Consider the following 18,843-nt stretch of genomic DNA (forward strand, 5'->3'; position numbering starts at 1 on the left):
CAGCACAATCCGGTTATCGCCCAGGGCTGGATCAAGCGCGGCGAGGATCGTGAGATCCGCTCCAACACCGGGCGGCGACGCGTCAACATCAACGGTGCCATCGATCTCAAGCGCCTCGAACCCGTCGTGCGTTTCGACGACAGCGTCAATGCCGTCTCGACCATTGCTCTGCTTCAGCAAATCGCGCAGCGGCATCCAGACGCGGCGGTGATTCACGTGATTTGCGACAATGCGCGCTACTATCGCTCCAAGGCGGTTCGTGAGCACTTGAAGACATCACGCGTGCAATTGGTCTTTCTCCCTCCCTATGCGCCAAACCTCAATCTGATCGAGCGGTTCTGGAAGTATTTCAAAAAGACAGTGCTCTACAACCGCTATTTCGAGTCGTTCGCTGACTTTAAAGCCGCTTGCGAAAATTTCTTTCGTCACCCGAACCAATATCGTGGTGATCTACGATCGTTGCTGACGGAAAACTTCGCCATTGTCGGTGAGTGAGTCAACGAAAAATTGGTATTAGCTCGGTATAGCTTAAACCGCCCGGCATCGACAATCGTCGATCCCGCTAGGAGCAGCGCAGGCCAAAAACCTGACGCATACCGCGCCGGGTGCGGTTTAAATCATGTTAGTCTTGATCAACCCTATTGATCCCGTTCAATTTCTCTCGGCTGAGTGTTCGTGTGAAGAATTCCGTCAATCATCCTGGCGAGTCTGACTGGCAGCTCATCAAGGACAGGTTGTCCCAGGGCGGCGAGGCGCTTGGGCTGGCACTGGCAGCCGATCAGCACAAACGGCTGATCCGCTTTCTCGATCTGCTGGTGCGCTGGAATCAGGCTTACAACCTGACCGCCGTGCGCGATCCGCTGGAGATGGTCGCCAGACATCTGCTCGACAGTCTCTCGGTTCATCCTTTTCTCTTTGGCGACCAGATTCTGGACATCGGGACCGGGGCCGGTCTGCCGGGTCTGCCGCTGGCGATCCTGTCGCCGGAGCGGCATTTCCGGCTGCTCGACGGCAACGGTAAAAAAATCCGTTTTGTGCGTCAGGCGGTGCTGGATCTCGGGTTGGGCAACGTCGAGCCGGTGCAGGCCCGTATCGAGACATACCGGCCAGCGACAAAATTCAGTACCATAGTCAGCCGCGCGGTCGCGGCCGCTGACATCCTGAGCATTCCGCATGCCGAGTTGCTGGCGCCGCCCGGTCGGCTGCTGCTGATGAAAGGCCGCGAGCCGGACGGAATGCCGGATGACTCGGGATTCCCGTCCAGCGCCTTCAGCGTGCACCGGCTGCATGTGCCTTTCCTCGACGAGCCACGTCATTTGATCGAAATCCGGAGTGATTGAGCCGACCATGGTCAACATCATCGCCATCGCCAATCAAAAGGGCGGAGTCGGCAAAACCACCACGGCGGTCAATCTGGCAGCCTCGCTGGCGTCCATGAAGCGGCGCGTGCTGCTGCTGGATCTGGATCCCCAGGGCAACGCGACCATGGGGTGCGGAATCGACAAGCATCAGGTCGAACACACGACCTGCGATCTGCTGCTGACCGACATCCCCATCGCCGACTGTCTGCAACGGATCACGGAGCCTTCGCCCGGATTCGATCTGCTGCCGGCCAATGCGGATCTGACGGCGGCGGAGATCGGGCTGATCGACTCGCCCGACCGCGAACGGCGTCTGAGCCGGGTGCTGACCGGCGCGGCGGGGGCTTACGAGCTGGTCATCATCGATTGTCCGCCCTCGCTCAACATGCTGACGGTCAATGCGCTGGTTGCGGCCAAGGGTGTGCTGATCCCGATTCAGTGCGAGTATTACGCGCTGGAGGGGCTGTCTTCGCTGCTCGATACCATCGATCAGATCCGTGAGAGCCGTAACCCGACGCTCTGCATCGAGGGCATCCTGCGTACCATGCACGACCCGCGCAACAATCTGGCCAATCAGGTCTCGACCCAGCTCGTCACCCATTTCAAGGATCAGGTCTACCGCACCATCGTCCCGCGCAATGTGCGTCTGGCCGAGGCGCCGAGTCACGGTCAGCCGGTGCTGCTCTATGATCCGCTGTCCAAGGGCGCGGCCGCTTATCTGGCGCTCGCCAGCGAGGTGCTGCGGCGTCAGGATAAACGTCAACACGTCGCCTGACCCGAGCGCAGATGGATATCGATCCGAAACCCGCCATCAAGAAGAAAGGTCTGGGCCGCGGCCTGGACGCCCTGCTGGGCGCGGCGCGCGCGCCTGCTCCCGTGGCCGTGCTCGACGGGGCGGCTGATCGCCCGTCTGACCCGCCCGCGCCCGATGCGGCGGTCGAGCGCGTGACCCGTCTGCCGCTGGAGCACATCCAGCGGGGACGCTATCAGCCCCGTCGCGATTTCGACCCTGACGCACTGCGCGAACTGGCCGATTCAATCGTTGCTCAGGGCGTGATTCAGCCGATTGTCGTTCGTCCGTTGCCCGAGCCGTCCGCCGGCGGGCCGCGCTATGAACTCATCGCCGGCGAACGCCGCTGGCGCGCCTGTCAGCAGGCCGGGCTTGCCGAGATACCGGTCGTGGTGCGCGAGGTGGACGAGCCGACGGCGCTCGCCATCGGTCTGATCGAAAACATCCAGCGCGCCGATCTCAATCCGCTGGAAGAGGCCGGCGCCCTGGCGCGTCTCATCAGCGAGTTCGGTCTGACCCATCAGCAGATCGCCGAGGCGGTCGGCAAGTCGCGCACCATGGTGACCAATCTGCTGCGACTCCTGGACCTCAATCCGGATGTCAAGGCGCACGTCGAGCAGTCGCGCCTGGAAATGGGCCATGCCCGCGCGTTGCTTGGTCTCAAAGGAGACGAACAGAGCAGCGCCGCCCGACAGGTGGTCGCCGCCGGGCTTTCGGTGCGCGAGACCGAGCGGCTCGTCCGGCGGTTGCAGCAGGCCGACGAAGCGGATGAGACGCCGGCGCGCGAGCCCGTCGAAGATCCGAATATCCGTCGTCTGCAAACCGATCTGACCGACCGGCTTGGCGCCCTGGTGCAGATCCGGCATGGCCGCCGTGGCGCGGGGAAGCTGGTGATTGCCTACAACACCCTGGATGAGCTTGACGGCATTCTCGCGCACATCAAATGATCGCAGCGAAATGTATTAAGCCGCGTTGACCCTCTATCCGCAACCCCTTATACTCCGCGCTCGGCGAGCGATGTGTGCTCCCCATGACGATGATCTGATGCAACAGCCGGACACGCTCCAAGCCAGAAAGATCCTGAAAATCCAGGCAATCCTCGGTTTGGTTTCAGTCGCCTGTGCGCTGCCGTTCGGTGATTCAGTTGCGCTTTCGGTCCTGATCGGGGCCGGAGTCTGCCTGCTGGCGAATGCACTGCTTGCGGTCTGGGTCTTTCGCGACTATCGCGCCCAGGCGCTGGAGCGACTGGTGTTGCGTTTCTATGGCGCCGAGACCGCAAAGATTGTCCTGATACTTGTTTTGTTCGCCGTTGCCTTTGCAACGCTCGACAACCTGAACATACCGGCGTTGCTTGGCGCCTATTTTGTGATCCAGGTCGCGCCGACCCTGATCGCCGCTCAATCTGGCAACCGAACCACGAAGTGAGAGATGATTGATGGCTGCTTCTGAAACGCTCACCTCCCAGGGATATATCCAGCACCATCTCACCAACCTGACGCTTGGCGTGCATCCCGAGCATGGGTTCGGTTTCGCGCATTCGAGCGCCGAAGCGGCCGAGATGGGATTCTGGGCGATCAATGTCGATACCATGTTCTTTTCGATTCTGCTCGGGGTCCTGTTTATCATCTTTTTCCGGGGTGTGGCGGAGAAGGTGACCGCCGGGGTGCCGGGCGCGGCGCAGAATTTCGTCGAATGGATCGTCGATTTCGTTGAAGAGAATGTGCGCGGTTCGTTCACCGCCAAAAACCCGCTGGTTGGCCCGCTCGCACTGACTATTTTTGCCTGGGTCTTCCTCATGAATCTCATGGATCTGATCCCGGTGGATCTGATCCCCTATCTCTTCGGGCAGCTCCTGGCCGTCTTCGGCGCCGATCCTCACCATGTCTTCCTGCGTGTGGTGCCGACGACCGATCCCAACGCCACCTTTGGCATGGCGCTCATGGTCTTCTTCATGGTGCTCTATTACAGCGTCAAGATGAAGGGTGTCGGCGGGTTCGTCGGTGAACTGACGCTTCAGCCGTTCGGCAAATGGGGTATGCCCGCCAACCTGCTGCTCGAAGGCATCAGTCTGCTGTCAAAGCCCCTTTCGCTCGCACTGCGTCTCTTCGGCAACATGTATGCCGGTGAGATGATCTTCATCCTGATCGCGCTGCTCTATGGCGGCGGTGTCGTGCTCAATCTGACTGGCGGTCTGCTGCAATTCGTCTGGGCAGTCTTCCATATCCTGATCATCACCCTGCAAGCCTTTATCTTCATGGTGCTGACCATCGTCTATCTGGATATGGCCCATCAGGAACATCACTGACGACGATGCGCGCGAAGGGGGCCGGTTAAACGGCCTTCCTTCATGCGTGCCGTATGCGTGAAACCTTATTGTCTTTTCTGTTCATTCATTCTTTTTCTTTCAACCGCGGCGACCGTCTTTCAATCGGCCATTAGTCGCAACACCTTAACCTGGGGGAACTCATGGAACTCGAAGTCGCACAAGCATTCGCCGCAGCCATCAAGTACATCGGAGCCGGACTCATGCTGGGTCTCGGCGCGGTTGGCGCCGGCGTCGGTATCGGCGTACTGGGTGGGCGTTTTCTGGAAGGCGCCGCACGTCAGCCTGAGCTGATTCCGATGCTGCGCACCCAGTTCTTCATCGTCATGGGTCTGGTCGATGCGCTGCCGGTCATCGCGATCGCCATGGGTCTCTATCTGATGTTCGCTGCCTGACACCCATCCGGCTTCCGCCGGGGTCGAGGCCATCCGCCTTTCACCCTGCTGCGGTACGAGGCATAGGCACGAGGCAACGCTATGAATATCAATTTGACTCTGTTTGCCCAGATGATCGCCTTCGCGGCCTTCGTTTGGTTCTGTATGAAGTACGTCTGGCCGCCCATCGTCAATGCATTGGCGGAGCGCAAGACGAAGATCGCCGAGGGTCTCGCCGCCGCCGAGCGCGGTCATCAGGAAAAGGCGCTGGGTGAACAGCGTGCGCTCGAATTGATGAAAGAGGCCAAGGTCACGGCGGCTGAGATCGTTGGTCAGGCGCAAAAGCGCGCAACCGAGATCGTCGAAGAAGCCAAGACCGATGCCCGTACCGAGGGTGATCGACTGGTGCTGGCGGCGCAGGCCGAAATCGAGCGCGAAACCAACCGTGCACGCGAAGAGTTGCGTGAGCGGGTTGCTGCACTGGCGATGGCTGCCGCCGAGAAGATCCTCCAGAAGGAGATCAACCTCGACGCTCACCGTTCGCTTGTCAACGATTTCGCCAAGCAGCTCTAAAGGGAAATAGCCATGGCCGGAGATATCACCACCATCGCGCGGCCCTATGCTGAGGCGGCGTTCGAGCGCGCCAAGGAAAGCGGACAGGTTGCGGCCTGGTCCGAGGCGCTCAACCTGCTGGCAGCGGTGACATCCGATCCGCAACTGGCTGCGCAAATCGGCAATCCGAGCGTGCCCCGCTCGCGTATCCGCGACATTATCCTGGACGTGTGCGGCGATGCCCTGCCGACTGAGGTCGCGAATTTCCTCCAGTTGCTTGTGCAGAACGCGCGTCTGGCGGCTGTGGCGGAGATCGCCCGACTCTTCGAGGTCAGCCGCATCGCCGACCAGGGCGTGCGGCATGTCCTGGTCCGCAGCGCGTTCGAGGTCGATGCCGAGCAGCAGCAGACGCTCGCTGCGGCGCTGGCGCGACGCTTCGGTGGTCAGGTGGATCTGACGGTCGAGACGGACAGCGCCCTGATCGGCGGGATCGAGATTCGTACCGGAGATCTCGTCATCGATGACTCGGTCCGCAGCAAGATCACGCAACTGGCCCACGCTTTGCAATTCTGAATCTGGACACCGCCATGCAACTGAATCCTTCCGAGATCAGCGATCTCATCAAGCAGAAGATCGAAAAGTTCGACCTTCAGACCGAGGCCCGCACCGAAGGCACCATCGTCAGTCTGACCGACGGCATCGTCCGTATCCACGGTCTGTCCGATGCCAAGTATTATGAAATGCTTGAGTTTCCGGGCAATGCCTATGGTCTGGCGCTGAATCTGGAGCGCGATTCGGTGGGCGCGGTCGTCCTGGGCGATTACACCCATCTGTCCGAGGGCGACTGGGTCCGCTGCACGGGCCGCGTGCTCGAAGTGCCGGTTGGCGAGGGTCTGCTGGGCCGCGTCGTCGATGCACTGGGCAACCCCATCGACGGCAAGGGTCCGATCGAGGCCGCTGGTACGTCCCCAATCGAAAAGGTCGCCCCTGGCGTTATCGCCCGTAAGTCGGTCGATCAACCGGTGCAGACCGGTCTCAAGGCCATCGACGCCATGGTGCCGATCGGTCGCGGACAGCGCGAGCTGATCATCGGCGACCGTCAGACCGGCAAGACCGCCGTCGCCATTGACGCCATCATCAATCAGAAGGGCACTGGCGTTAAGTGCATCTATGTCGCGATCGGACAGAAGAATTCGTCCATTGCCTCACTGGTGCGCAAGCTCGAAGAGCATGGCGCGATGGATCACACCATCATCGTTGCCGCCGCCGCCGCCGAGTCCGCCGCCATGCAGTTCCTGGCCCCCTATGCCGGCTGCACCATGGGCGAGTACTTCCGCGACAAGGGCGAAGACGCGCTGATCGTTTATGACGACCTGACCAAGCAGGCCTGGGCCTATCGTCAGGTGTCGCTGCTGCTGCGCCGTCCGCCGGGTCGCGAAGCCTATCCGGGCGACGTCTTCTATCTCCACTCGCGTCTGCTGGAGCGCGCCGCGCGCGTCAACGCCGACTATGTCGAGAAGGCCACCGACGGCAAGGTCAAGGGCAAGACCGGTTCGCTGACCGCACTGCCAATCATCGAGACCCAGGCCGGCGACGTGTCCGCCTTCGTGCCGACCAACGTGATTTCCATCACCGACGGTCAGATCTTCCTCGAAACCGACCTCTTCAACTCGGGTATCCGTCCGGCCATCAACGCTGGTCTCTCGGTGTCCCGTGTCGGCGGCGCGGCCCAGACCAAGATCATCAAGAAGCTCGGCGGCGGTATCCGTCTGGCACTCGCTCAGTACCGCGAACTGGCGGCCTTCTCGCAGTTTGCGTCTGACCTGGACGAGGCGACCCGCAAGCAGTTGCAGCGCGGCCAGCGTGTCACCGAGCTGATGAAGCAGTTCCAGTATTCGCCGATGAGCGTCGGTCAGATGGCGATCTCGCTGTTTGCCGCCAACGAAGGCTATCTTGATGACGTGGATGTCAAGAAGGTCGTCGATTTCGAGCATGCACTGCAAAGCTACATCAAGTCCGCGCGGGCCGAGTTGCTGGCGAAGATCGATGCAACTGGCGATTTCAATGACGAGATTGCCCAGGGTATGCACGCCGCCATCAAGGACTTCAAGGCCAACAATACCTGGTAAACAGCCGCCAGCGATCAGCCTCCAGCCGGAGGCTGGGAGCTCTGGTAAATAGCCGCCAGTCTCCTCTGGAGACTGGCGGCTGGAGGCTGAGAGCTAACGAATTGACACGTATCGAACCTCCATCCCCCCAGACAACAGGCTGGTGGCCGGTCACTGGAGGCTGGGAGCTGAATAATGGCAGGCGCCAAAGAAATCCGCACCAAGATCGCGAGCATCAAGAGCACGCAGAAGATCACCAAGGCCATGCAGATGGTCGCGGCGTCTAAAATGCGCAAGGCCCAGGACCGCATGTCCGCCTCCCGGCCCTATGCTGAAAAGATGCTCCAGGTCATCAGTCATCTGTCCAACGCCACGCCCGAATATCGCCACTCCTTCATGGCGGTGGAGCGTGAACGCAAGCGTGTCGGCTATATCATCGTGTCCTCGGATCGCGGTCTCTGCGGCGGCCTGAACAGCAATCTGTTCCGGCGTCTGGTGATCGAGATCAAGGAGCAGCGTGCCGCTGGTATTGAACCCGTCTTCTGCACCATCGGCTCCAAGGCGCTCGGTTTTTTCAAGCGTTTTGGTGGCACCGTGCTCGGACAGGCGACCCATCTCGGCGACAAGCCGCACATTGAGGATCTGGTCGGCACGGTCAAGGTCATGCTTGATGCCTTCGAGGCGGGCGAGATCGACGCGATCTATATCGCGGGCAACGAATTCGTCAACACCATGACGCAGCGTCCGACGATCCGCCAACTGGTTCCCATCGTCGGCGGCAAGCATGACGGGCTGCCCTATCACTGGGATTACATCTACGAGCCGGATGCCCGCACGGTGCTCGACGCCCTCCTCACACGCTATCTCGAATCGCTGGTCTATCAGGCCGTGGTCGAGAACAGTGCCTGTGAGCAGGCCGCCCGCATGGTCGCGATGAAATCCGCCTCGGACAACGCCGGCAACCTGATCGGTGAGTTGCAGCTCATCTACAACAAGGCTCGCCAGGCCGCGATCACCCAGGAAATCTCCGAGATCGTGAGCGGCGCCGCCGCGGTTTGACCATTGCCAGCCGCCGTCGGCGACCCTGCCCGGGACGTTCGCGGCACAGGATCAGATCCAGACAGAATCGCTAGATGCCGCAAGGCAAGAGGAAAAGACTATGAGTTCCGGTAACGTGGTGGAAATCATCGGCGCCGTCGTGGACGTGCAGTTCCCGCGTGGCGCGATGCCCAAGGTTTATGAGGCGCTGAAAATCGACTCGGCGGGTTTGACGCTTGAGGTTCAGCAGCAGCTCGGCGACGGTGTGGTCCGCACCATCGCCATGGGCTCGACCGACGGCCTGCAACGTGGCGTCGCGGTCGGCGCCACCGGTGCGCCGATTCAGGTGCCGGTCGGTCAGAAGACCCTGGGCCGCATCATGGATGTGCTCGGCAATGCCATCGACGAAAAGGGTGACATCGGCGCCGAGGAGAGCTGGTCGATCCATCGGTCCGCGCCCAAGCTGGAAGATCAATCGACCAGCACCGAGATCCTGGAGACCGGCATCAAGGTCATCGACCTCATCATGCCGATCGTCAAGGGCGGCAAGGTCGGTCTCTTCGGCGGTGCTGGCGTCGGCAAGACCGTCACCCTGATGGAACTCATCCGTAACATCGCCGCCGAGCACTCCGGCTTCTCGGTGTTCGCGGGCGTCGGCGAGCGGACCCGCGAGGGTAACGACTTCTATCATGAAATGATGGAGTCGAACGTGCTCGACAAGGTGGCATTGGTCTATGGTCAGATGAACGAGCCGCCGGGCAACCGTCTGCGCGTGGCACTCACCGGGCTGACCATGGCCGAGTACTTCCGCGAAGAAGGGCGCGACGTGCTGCTCTTCATCGACAACATCTACCGTTACACCCTGGCCGGTACCGAGGTGTCCGCACTGCTGGGCCGTATGCCTTCCGCCGTGGGCTACCAGCCGACCCTGGCCTCCGAGATGGGCGCCCTGCAGGAGCGCATCACCTCCACCCGCACCGGCTCCATCACCTCCTTCCAGGCGGTGTACGTCCCGGCGGATGACTTGACCGACCCCTCGCCGGCCACCACCTTCGCGCATCTGGACGCAACCCTGGTGCTCTCGCGTCAGATCGCCGAGCTGGGCATTTATCCCGCCGTGGATCCGCTGGATTCCACCAGCCGTATCCTCGATCCCAACGTGGTCGGCCCCGAGCACTACGAGACCGCCCGTGCGGTGCAGGGCATCCTGCAACGCTACAAGGAACTCAAGGACATCATCGCCATTCTCGGCATGGACGAACTCTCGGACGACGACAAGCTGGCGGTGTCCCGGGCGCGCAAGATTCAGCGTTTCCTGTCGCAGCCCTTCTTCGTGGCTGAGGTCTTCACCGGCTCGCCGGGCAAGTTCGTGTCCGTCAAGGACACCATCAAGGACTTCAAGGCGATCGTCAACGGCGAGTACGATCATCTGCCTGAGCAGGCGTTCTACATGGTTGGCGGGATCGAGGAAGCGGTCGAGAAGGCCAAGAAGATGGCCAACTAAGGGGGATTTCCCATGGCAATGACAATCCGCGTCGATATCGTCAGCGCCGAGGGCGCCATCCACTCCGGTTCCGCCACCATGGTCTATGCGACGGCGGAATTGGGTGAGGTGGGTATCGCCCCGCGTCATACCGCCTTCATCAGCCGGCTCCGTCCCGGTGACGTGCGGGTGCAGAACGAGCAGGGCGAGCAGGAGCATTTTTATGTCTCCGGCGGCGTGCTGGAGGTGCAGCCGAATCTGGTGACGGTGCTGGCCGATACCGCCATTCGCGCCCGCGATCTGGACGAAGCGGCGGCGATGGAAGCCAAGCGTCGGGCCGAAGATGCACTCGCCGGCCAGACCGCCGAGTTCGAATACGCCAAGGCCCAGTCGGAGCTGGCCGAGGCCGTTGCCCAGCTTCGTGCGATTGAGAAGCTGCGCAAGACAGCGGGTTAAGCAAACGCATCCGGGCATCCAGATGCCCGGCACCCTGACAGACGCCCCCGGTTCGGACAACGGGGGCGTTTGCGTTTGCTTATGTGCGCTGCGCTGAGAACGAGATCCATGGGAGTCGTCGGATGAAACTTGGTGTCGTGATACTGGCAGCCGGTCTCGGCAGGCGGATGTGCTCCGCTCTCCCGAAGGTGCTCCATCCGCTGGCCGGCAAACCCCTGCTGGCGCATGTCCTCGACGCCGCGAACCTCATCGGCGCCGAGTGTCGGGTGGTGGTCTTCGGGCATGGCGGCGAGCAGGTCCAGGCGGCCCTGTCCGGTTACGACTGTCGCTGGGTCGAGCAGGCCGAGCAGCAGGGTACGGGCCATGCGGTCATGCAGGCGATGCCGGCGATGACCGATATGGACCGGGTGCTGGTGCTCTATGGCGATGTGCCGCTGATCGAGCCTGAAACGCTCCAGCGTCTGATCGCCGTGAGTGCGGACACTCGCCTGGGTCTGCTGACAGCCGATTTGCCCGACCCGACCGGCTATGGCCGCATTCTGCGCGATGCCGATGGTTGCGTGACCCGGATCGTCGAGGAAAAAGACGCCACGCCAGCGGAGCGGGCCATCCGCGAGATCAATACGGGCTTTCTGATTGCGGATCGTGCCTGTCTGGACGGCTGGCTGGCGCGGATCGGCAACGACAACGCCCAGGGCGAATATTATCTGACCGATGTGACTGCACTGGCAGCCGGGGAGGGCGTGATGATTGCGACCGCCCAACCCACCTGCATTGCTGAAGTGACCGGGGTGAATGACCGGGTGCAGCTTGCCGAACTGGAGCGCATCTACCAGCGCCATGCTGCCGAGCGGCTCATGCGCGCCGGCGTGACCCTGGCTGATCCCGCGCGCTTTGATCTGCGCGGGGTGCTCCATGCCGCACCCGATGTCAGTCTCGACATCAATGTCATCATTGAGGGCGAGGTCAGACTGGCCGCCGGTGTGCGCATCGGTCCCAACTGTCTGCTCAAAGACTGCGTCATCGGTCCCGGCGCCGAGATCCTGGCCAACTGCGTCATCGACGGCGCCGAAGTGGGCGCGAACGCACACATCGGACCCTTCGCCCGTCTGCGCCCCGAGGCGCGTCTGGCCGCCGACACCCATGTTGGCAATTTTGTCGAAATCAAGAAAACCAGTCTGGGGCAGGGCAGCAAGGTCAATCATCTGACCTATCTGGGCGATGCCGAGGTCGGGGCGGGCGTCAACGTGGGCGCCGGCACCATCACCTGCAACTATGACGGCGTCAACAAATCCAAGACCCGGATCGGCGATGGCGCCTTCATTGGCTCCAACAGCGCCCTGGTCGCGCCGGTAAACGTCGGGGCTGGCGCCACCATCGGCGCGGGCTCGATCATTGCGCGCGATGCGCCGCCTGAGCAGCTCACGCTGACCCGCGCGCCCCAGGTCACGGTCGAGGGGTGGCGGCGGCCTTTGAAAAAATAACGACGGCAGACGGCGAGCTGGATACATCCGCTTTCATGCCCGGTTTTCCGCGCATGATCGACGTAACGACTGACCCGGCAGTTTGAACCGCAAAGGCGCAAAGAACACGAAGAAAAAGATGTTGCGTGCTTCATTTATCAGGTGAAGCCGACAGTAGATAAAATTCTGAAATCCTTTGCGTTCTTTGCGCGCTTTGCGGTTCAGACTGCTTTTTTAGGCTGAAACACCCGGGAGATAGATCATGTGCGGAATCGTCGGCGCCATCGCCCAACGTCCGGTTGCTGCCATCCTGCTCGAAGGGCTGCGACGGCTCGAATACCGGGGCTATGATTCAGCCGGCATTGCAGTGCTCGACACGACGGGTCAACTGCACCGCACCCGCACCCTCGGCAAGGTCGCACGCCTGAGCGAAGAGGTTGCCGCCCGTCCGCTTCCCGGCACCCTGGGCATCGCCCATACCCGCTGGGCGACCCACGGCGAACCCGCGACCCACAACGCGCATCCGCATGTCTGCCGCGACCGCTGCGCCCTGGTCCATAACGGCATCATCGAAAACCACGAGGTCCTGCGTCGCGAACAGACCGCCGCCGGACACCGTTTTACCTCCGAGACGGATACCGAGGTGGTGGTGCATGCCATCTATGACGAACTGGCGGCTGGTCACGATCTGATCGACTCGGTGCGTCGCGCGACCGCCCGTCTGCGCGGCGCCTATGCGCTGGGTGTGATCGATGCTCAGGATCCCGAGCATCTGGTCGCGGCGCGTCAGGGCAGTCCGCTGGTCATCGGGGTCGGCTTCGGCGAGCATTTCATCGCCTCGGATGTCTTTGCCCTGCTACCGGTCACCAATCGTTTCATCTTTCTTGAAGAAGGCGACATCGCCGAACTGACGCTTGATAGCGTGCGCATCTGGGATCGTGACGGTCTCCCGGTCGAACGTCCGGTCAAGGTCTCATCGGTTGCCGCTGACGCCGCCGAGCGCGGTCCATATCGTCATTTCATGCTCAAGGAGATCTTCGAGCAGCCGCAGGCGATTGCTGACACCCTTCAGGGACGCCTCGCCGGCAATCGGGTGCTGCCCGAGACCTTCGGCAATCAGGCGGGCGAGCTTTTCAGCCGTATCCAGGCTGTTACCATCGTTGCCTGCGGCACCAGTTTCCATGCCGCGCTGGTCGCCCGTTACTGGCTGGAATCCATCGCCGGTCTCTCCTGTCAGGTCGAGGTCGCGAGCGAATACCGCTACCGCGCTCATGTGGTGCCTCAGCATGGGCTCTTCGTCACCATCTCCCAGTCGGGTGAGACCGCCGACACCCTCGCGGCGCTGCGGCTGGCGAAGGCGTCCGGTTATGACACCACGCTCGCCATCTGCAACGTCCCCGAAAGCTCGCTGGTGCGCGAGTCCGATCTGGTCTTTCTCACCCATGCCGGCCCTGAGATTGGCGTTGCCTCCACCAAGGCCTTCACCACCCAGCTCGTTGCCCTGCTGCTGCTGACCCTGGCCCTGGGCCGTTTCAACCGGCTCGACGAGACCGAAGAGGCGCGGCTGGTGGCGCTGCTGCGTGCGCTGCCGGGCAAGATCGAAGAGGTTCTGGCGCTGGACGATTGCATCGCCACGCTCGCCGAGCAGTTCGTCGATAAGCACCACACGCTCTTTCTCGGGCGCGGCGAACAGTATCCCATTGCGATGGAAGGCGCGCTCAAGCTCAAGGAGATCTCCTACATCCATGCCGAGGCCTATCCGGCGGGCGAGCTCAAGCATGGCCCGCTGGCATTGATCGACGAGGACATGCCGGTGGTCGCGGTGGCGCCCAACAATGCGTTGCTGGAGAAGCTCAAGTCCAACCTGGAAGAGGTGCGCGCGCGTGGCGGTCAGCTCTATGTCTTCGCCGATTTTCAGGTGCCGATGGAGGAGGGCGATGGTGTGACCGTGATTCGTCTGCCCGAGACCGACGATCTGCTCGATCCATTGATCTTCACCGTGCCGCTCCAGCTTCTCGCCTATCATGTGGCCGTGCTCAAGGGTACGGATGTGGACCAGCCACGCAACCTTGCCAAATCGGTGACGGTCGAATAAGGCGCACATCCAGCGTGCAGGGCGCTGCCTCGCATGCACTGGAAACCTGGTGCAGCACCTGAGAATCTGGACGCGGTTTAAATTGCAGAATTGCGATCCGGTTCCCAAACCGGGTGACGCCAAATCGATAAAATGGGATTAGGCAAGCTGCCGGTTGAACTCGCTTAAAAGCCGGAACGAACTAAAGTCCGCATCCTCGCCGGATGCGGCGCTGTCCCCTCGGTCGGGCGTCATGGCCGGCGACCGTCGTCCGATCTCCCGGCCCAGGAGGCATCTGCATTAGACTTCATCAGGGTTGACCGATCGGGATACCGCCCCATGGCTGAGACAACTACCTCCAATGTCGTCCCCTTCGCGGCTCGCGATCACGCCGCGACGACCGAATTGTCCGGGGAGTCGGCCTCTCTTCTCGCCATGTGCCGGGACCGGCTGGTGCAGGGCGTCTCGACGGTCTTTCTTCAGCGTATCGGGCAGGCAAACGACGAGTTCATCGGCATGGCTGACCGGGCGATCAACCTGGAGCAGCAGCAGATCTGCTTCGCCGCCATGCATTTTCTCGCCAATCGCGCCCAGCCTCTGCTGCAACAGTTCAGCAGCGCCTATGTTGCCGGTTTCGATGCCAGCGTTGCGGCGCTGACAACAGGGCGTCCGCGTCCCAGCCTCCGTGGCCCCGACGAGCTGCGCCTGGTCGATAACGACGATTTCGAGCAGGATCTCGCCATCGGCAAGCTCTCGACGCGCGCGGCCTTCAACTGTTCCCAGCAACTGGTTCCGCTCGACCGCCGTTTTGCGGCGCTGCTGCGCTTGCAGCGCATCAGCCAGGATGACAACCCGCTGCATCCGGAACATCTGTTCAACGCCATGCTTCAGGCGCTGACCGGGATGGATCTCGACCGTCAGCTTGCGCTGGCCCTGCTCCAGTCGTTCGAGCGGCAAACCGCTGCCGCGCTTCCCGGAATCTACGCCGATCTCAATCAATCGCTGGCGCAATCCGGTATTTTGCCGACCATCCCGCTGGCGGCGAACCAGCCACTGTCCACGTCCCAGGCATCCGGCAATGCGGACGTATCCGGCGCCGCACCCTCGCAATGGGCGGCGCCGACATCAGGCCAGACGCCGTCTGGTGCAGCTCCAGCCGCCGTCGTCAATGAAGACATCTTCAATCGTCTGTTGCAGGCGATTCAGACGTCGAACGCGCTCCAGGCCGCACAGGCGTTTCCGGGCGCCCAGACGGGATGGCAGCCGGGAGCGTCGCTGCCTCCTGGTCCGGCCACGCTGCCGCCAGCGGCTGTCGGTGTCAACCAGCTTGTCGATGCGCTCAACGGTCTCCAGCGCGGACAGACCGATCCGCGCACCCTGCCGGGATTGGGCGCGGTGCGGATTGATCCCGGTCAGACCAACGTCCTGCAACAGATCCGCGCTACGCCGATGGCCAACTGGTCGCATCCCATGGATGCCATGACCATCGATATCGTGTCGATGCTGTTCGACGCCATTTTCAACGATCCGGATCTGTCTGCGGCCATGCGCGCCGAGATTGCCAAATTGCAGATCCCGGTGCTCAAGGTGGCGCTGCTCGACAAGGGTTTTTTCTCGGATCGCAAACATCCGGCCCGCCGTCTGCTCGACGCTATCGCCAATTCCGGCATCGGTCGCAATGAAAACGACGAGCCGCGTCTGCTCGCCAAGATCCACGCCATCGTCGAGACGGTGGTCGATGGGTTCGAGTCTGACACCCAGATCTTTGCGGCCCAGGTCGATAAGATCGAGGAATTTCTGCATGACGAGGAAGATCGCGCGCGGGGCAAGGCCACCCCGATGGTCGATCAGCTCGCCGTGCGCGAGCGCCAGGAAGTCGCGGCGAGCCGGGTTGGTGCGGAAGTCGATCTGCGCCTCAATCATCGTCAGATGCCACCGCTGATTGCCCATTTCCTGTCGCAGAACTGGCGACCGGTGCTGATCGAGACCTTCGTGCGTACAGGCGAAACCAGCACGGACTGGTCTGAGGCGATTCGTCTGATGGATGAGCTGATCTGGAGTGTCGAGCCGAAAAACGGTGCCTCCGAGCGTAATCGATTGCTGGCGCTGCTGCCCGATCTGCTCAAGCGACTCCGCAGCGGTCTGGAGCGGGCTGAGTGCGAGGGCGCCTGGGACGATTTCTTCAGCGAACTCATTCGTCTGCACATGGCGGCACTGCACAATGACGCCCCGCCTGAGATGACGGAGGCCAGTCCTTTGCCGAGCCCGCCGCCAGCGCCGCCGCCGTCGCCGCTGCCAGCGGGCGATCCGGCTGATCGTCATCTGCGGCTGGTGCAGGCGCTGGAGCCGGGCGCCTGGATCGAATTCCAGAGCTTCCGGGGCACCCGCAACACCCTGCGACTGAGCTGGGTCAGCGAGTTCAAGCGCGTTTATCTCTTCACCAATCGCCAGGGAGAGAACGCCATGACCCTCGCCGCTTCAAGTCTGGCCGAACATCTGCGCAAAGGATCTGCACGTCTGCTCAGTCAGAATCCGCTGACCGAACGCGCGGTTGCGCAGATGCTGGAAAAAGTGACTCCGGGCGCGCAGGATGCCGACTGATGCCCGCAATGTTCTGACATCCAATGCATAGAAAAGAATCTGACGTCTCTGCTCTGCCCGGTTCCACCGATTCGCCACCCCGTCGCACCATCCGCAGCTTCGTGCTGCGCGAGGGGCGGCTGACCCTCGCTCAGGAGCGCGCCTTCCGTGAACTCTGGCCCCGGTTCGGCTGCGACTGGACGCCGGGCGTTCCGCTCGATCTGGCGACCCTGTTCGGCAATGATCACCCGGTCGTACTCGAAATCGGCTTCGGCAACGGCGACTCGCTGGCCGAAATGGCGGCACAGGATCCAGCCCGCAACTGGCTCGGTATCGAGGTGCATCGTCCGGGCGTGGGCCATCTGCTGCTGGAGATTGAGCGGCGCGGGCTCACCAATCTGCGTCTGATCCGTCACGATGCCGTCGAGGTACTGCGTGATGGCATCCAGCCGGCAGCCCTGGATGGGGTGCAGTTGTTCTTTCCCGATCCCTGGCACAAGCGGCGTCACCACAAACGGCGGATCCTCGGCCCGGCGCTGATGCCACTGCTGGCGCGTGCAATCCGGTCAGGCGGAATCTTTCACGCCGCGACCGATTGGGAACCCTATGCCGAGCAGATGCTGGAAACCCTGGAATCGATCCCTGACTGGTTCGAGAACACCGCCGGTCAGGGCCAGTTCGCGCCACGTCCGGCGGCGCGGCCACTGACCAAATTCGAGCAGCGCGGCGAGCGGCTCGGGCATCGGGTTCATGATCTGGTGTTCCGGCGCCGCTGATGGCCGGGCTGCGGCTCGACGGCATCGGCCATCGGCTCCTGGCGCCGGTGGATCTGACCCTAGCGGCCGGCGAGCTGGTCTTTCTCTCCGGTGCCTCCGGTGCGGGCAAAAGTCTGCTGCTGCGGGCGATTGCTGATCTGGATCCCAATACAGGCGAAGTCTGGCTGAACGGCGAGGCCCGCTCGCGCATGACCCCGCCGGACTGGCGACGCCGGGTCGGTCTGCTGCCGGCTGAATCCTGCTGGTGGGCCGAGTCGGTGGGCGAGCATCTGCCCCGCGCCCGGACGGCTGCCGCCACGACACCACTCGTCCTCGATTGGCTCGCCCGACTCGGCTTCGCGCCCGATGTCCTGAGCTGGTCGATCAGCCGGCTCTCGACCGGCGAGCGTCAGCGTCTGGCGCTGGTGCGACTCTTGGCGCAGGAGCCCGAGGCGCTGCTGCTCGACGAGGCGACTGCCAATCTCGATCCCGCCAGTCGCGACCGGGCCGAGATCCTGATCGAGACCTATCGTCAGCACGCCCAGGCCGCCGTCCTCTGGGTCAGTCACGATCCCGAGCAGCGCAGCCGGCTCAGTCGGGGGCTCGATCAGCGGCCCGGCGGACGCGCCTTCGTCATTCAGGACGGACACCTGGAGCCTGAATCATGACCCTGATTCATCTCGGTCCCTGGGATCTGGCCCTTGCGTCCATCCTGGTACTGCTGCTGGCTGCCATGTCCTGGCGGCTGCGTCTCGGGATCGAGCGACGGGTGCTGATCGCGGCGGCGCGCAGCACGGTGCAGCTCATGCTGGTGGGGCTGGTGCTCAAGGTGCTGTTTGCGCAGACCAGTCTGCCATTGATCGCGCTTATGGCGCTGGTGATGCTGTCGGCGGCGGGTCTGGAGGTGATGCAGCGGCAGAAGCGCCGTTATCGCGGCCCCTGGGGGTACGGCATCGGCGCCTTTTCGATGTTTCTGTCCTCGTTCACCGTAACCCTGCTGGCGCTCACCGTCATCATCGGGGTCGATCCCTGGTACCAGCCCCAGTACCTGATCCCGCTGCTCGGCATGCTGCTCGGCAACACCATGAGCGGCGTGGCCATCGCGCTCGACAGCCTCACCCGTCAGGCCTGGGAATCCCGTGGCCGGATCGAGGCTCGACTGCTGGCTGGCGGAACCTGGGAAGAGGCGATTGCCGACATCCGCCGCGAGGCGCTGCGCGCCGGGCTGATCCCCATCGTCAATGCGATGGGCACCGCCGGTCTGGTGAGTCTGCCGGGCATGATGACCGGTCAGATCCTCGCCGGCAGCCCGCCGCTGGAGGCGGCCAAATATCAACTGCTCATCATGTTTCTGATTGCGTCCGGCACCGGACTCGGCTCGGTCGCCGCCGTCTGGATCGGCTCACGTCGGCTCTTCGACGAGCGTCAGCGCCTGCGGCTGGATCGGCTGGTTTGATTCCAGTTGGCAGGCTTGATCCTGAACAGT

Annotated in this window: 19 protein-coding genes; all 19 read left to right on the forward strand. The window is 62.5% G+C overall.

Annotation, left to right across the window (positions count from 1 at the left end):
- The coding region (locus tag EDC35_RS15230) for an IS630 family transposase (protein ID WP_132978127.1) at window positions 1-495 on the forward strand (495 nt) is incomplete at its 5' end.
- A 182-nt stretch (window positions 496-677) separates the two neighbouring features.
- Complete coding sequence (rsmG, locus tag EDC35_RS15235; protein WP_207896267.1) at window positions 678-1,340, forward strand: 16S rRNA (guanine(527)-N(7))-methyltransferase RsmG; 663 nt, start codon at window positions 678-680, stop codon at window positions 1,338-1,340.
- 7 nt (window positions 1,341-1,347) lie between these two features.
- Complete coding sequence (locus tag EDC35_RS15240; protein ID WP_132978128.1) at window positions 1,348-2,136, forward strand: ParA family protein; 789 nt, start codon at window positions 1,348-1,350, stop codon at window positions 2,134-2,136.
- Between the two features lie 11 nt (window positions 2,137-2,147).
- Window positions 2,148-3,098, forward strand: coding sequence for a ParB/RepB/Spo0J family partition protein (locus EDC35_RS15245; protein ID WP_132978129.1), 951 nt, complete (start codon window positions 2,148-2,150; stop codon window positions 3,096-3,098).
- Between the two features lie 97 nt (window positions 3,099-3,195).
- Window positions 3,196-3,576, forward strand: a complete 381-nt coding sequence (locus EDC35_RS15250) for an ATP synthase subunit I (protein WP_132978130.1) — start codon at window positions 3,196-3,198, stop codon at window positions 3,574-3,576.
- Window positions 3,577-3,586: 10 nt separating this feature from the next.
- Window positions 3,587-4,456, forward strand: a complete 870-nt coding sequence (gene atpB, locus EDC35_RS15255; protein WP_132978131.1) for a F0F1 ATP synthase subunit A — start codon at window positions 3,587-3,589, stop codon at window positions 4,454-4,456.
- A gap of 161 nt (window positions 4,457-4,617) precedes the next feature.
- Window positions 4,618-4,869: a F0F1 ATP synthase subunit C gene (gene atpE / locus EDC35_RS15260; protein WP_132978132.1), complete on the forward strand. Its 252-nt coding sequence runs from the start codon at window positions 4,618-4,620 to the stop codon at window positions 4,867-4,869.
- An 81-nt stretch (window positions 4,870-4,950) separates the two neighbouring features.
- Entirely contained in the window at window positions 4,951-5,421 is a 471-nt protein-coding gene (locus EDC35_RS15265; RefSeq protein ID WP_132978133.1) for a F0F1 ATP synthase subunit B, read from the forward strand.
- Between the two features lie 12 nt (window positions 5,422-5,433).
- On the forward strand, window positions 5,434-5,973 hold the full coding sequence (locus EDC35_RS15270) for a F0F1 ATP synthase subunit delta (RefSeq protein ID WP_132978134.1): 540 nt from the start codon (window positions 5,434-5,436) through the stop codon (window positions 5,971-5,973).
- A 14-nt stretch (window positions 5,974-5,987) separates the two neighbouring features.
- Window positions 5,988-7,529 (forward strand): F0F1 ATP synthase subunit alpha, encoded by a 1,542-nt coding sequence (gene atpA, locus EDC35_RS15275; RefSeq protein WP_132978135.1) that lies wholly within the window; start codon window positions 5,988-5,990, stop codon window positions 7,527-7,529.
- Between the two features lie 174 nt (window positions 7,530-7,703).
- Complete coding sequence (gene atpG, locus EDC35_RS15280) at window positions 7,704-8,567, forward strand: F0F1 ATP synthase subunit gamma (protein WP_132978136.1); 864 nt, start codon at window positions 7,704-7,706, stop codon at window positions 8,565-8,567.
- 100 nt (window positions 8,568-8,667) lie between these two features.
- Window positions 8,668-10,050: a F0F1 ATP synthase subunit beta gene (gene atpD / locus EDC35_RS15285; RefSeq protein WP_132978137.1), complete on the forward strand. Its 1,383-nt coding sequence runs from the start codon at window positions 8,668-8,670 to the stop codon at window positions 10,048-10,050.
- Window positions 10,051-10,062: 12 nt separating this feature from the next.
- On the forward strand, window positions 10,063-10,485 hold the full coding sequence (locus tag EDC35_RS15290; protein WP_132978138.1) for a F0F1 ATP synthase subunit epsilon: 423 nt from the start codon (window positions 10,063-10,065) through the stop codon (window positions 10,483-10,485).
- 122 nt (window positions 10,486-10,607) lie between these two features.
- A complete protein-coding gene (gene glmU / locus EDC35_RS15295) occupies window positions 10,608-11,969 on the forward strand; it encodes a bifunctional UDP-N-acetylglucosamine diphosphorylase/glucosamine-1-phosphate N-acetyltransferase GlmU (RefSeq protein WP_132978139.1) in 1,362 nt (453 codons plus the stop codon).
- 241 nt (window positions 11,970-12,210) lie between these two features.
- The gene (gene glmS / locus EDC35_RS15300; protein WP_132978140.1) at window positions 12,211-14,043 is read left to right on the forward strand and encodes a glutamine--fructose-6-phosphate transaminase (isomerizing); all 1,833 of its coding nucleotides are present in this window, start codon (window positions 12,211-12,213) and stop codon (window positions 14,041-14,043) included.
- A gap of 318 nt (window positions 14,044-14,361) precedes the next feature.
- Entirely contained in the window at window positions 14,362-16,623 is a 2,262-nt protein-coding gene (locus EDC35_RS15305; protein WP_132978141.1) for a DUF1631 domain-containing protein, read from the forward strand.
- Between the two features lie 23 nt (window positions 16,624-16,646).
- Window positions 16,647-17,378: a tRNA (guanosine(46)-N7)-methyltransferase TrmB gene (gene trmB, locus EDC35_RS15310; protein WP_132978142.1), complete on the forward strand. Its 732-nt coding sequence runs from the start codon at window positions 16,647-16,649 to the stop codon at window positions 17,376-17,378.
- Window positions 17,378-18,025 (forward strand): ABC transporter ATP-binding protein, encoded by a 648-nt coding sequence (locus EDC35_RS15315; protein WP_132978143.1) that lies wholly within the window; start codon window positions 17,378-17,380, stop codon window positions 18,023-18,025. The genes trmB and EDC35_RS15315 overlap by 1 nt, the downstream gene beginning before the upstream one ends.
- Complete coding sequence (locus EDC35_RS15320) at window positions 18,022-18,813, forward strand: ABC transporter permease (RefSeq protein WP_132978144.1); 792 nt, start codon at window positions 18,022-18,024, stop codon at window positions 18,811-18,813. Before EDC35_RS15315 ends, EDC35_RS15320 begins: the two co-directional genes overlap by 4 nt.
- The last annotated feature ends 30 nt before the right edge of the window (window positions 18,814-18,843 follow it).

This window comes from Thiobaca trueperi, from assembly GCF_004342175.1.
Lineage (GTDB): Bacteria > Pseudomonadota > Gammaproteobacteria > Chromatiales > Chromatiaceae > Thiobaca > Thiobaca trueperi.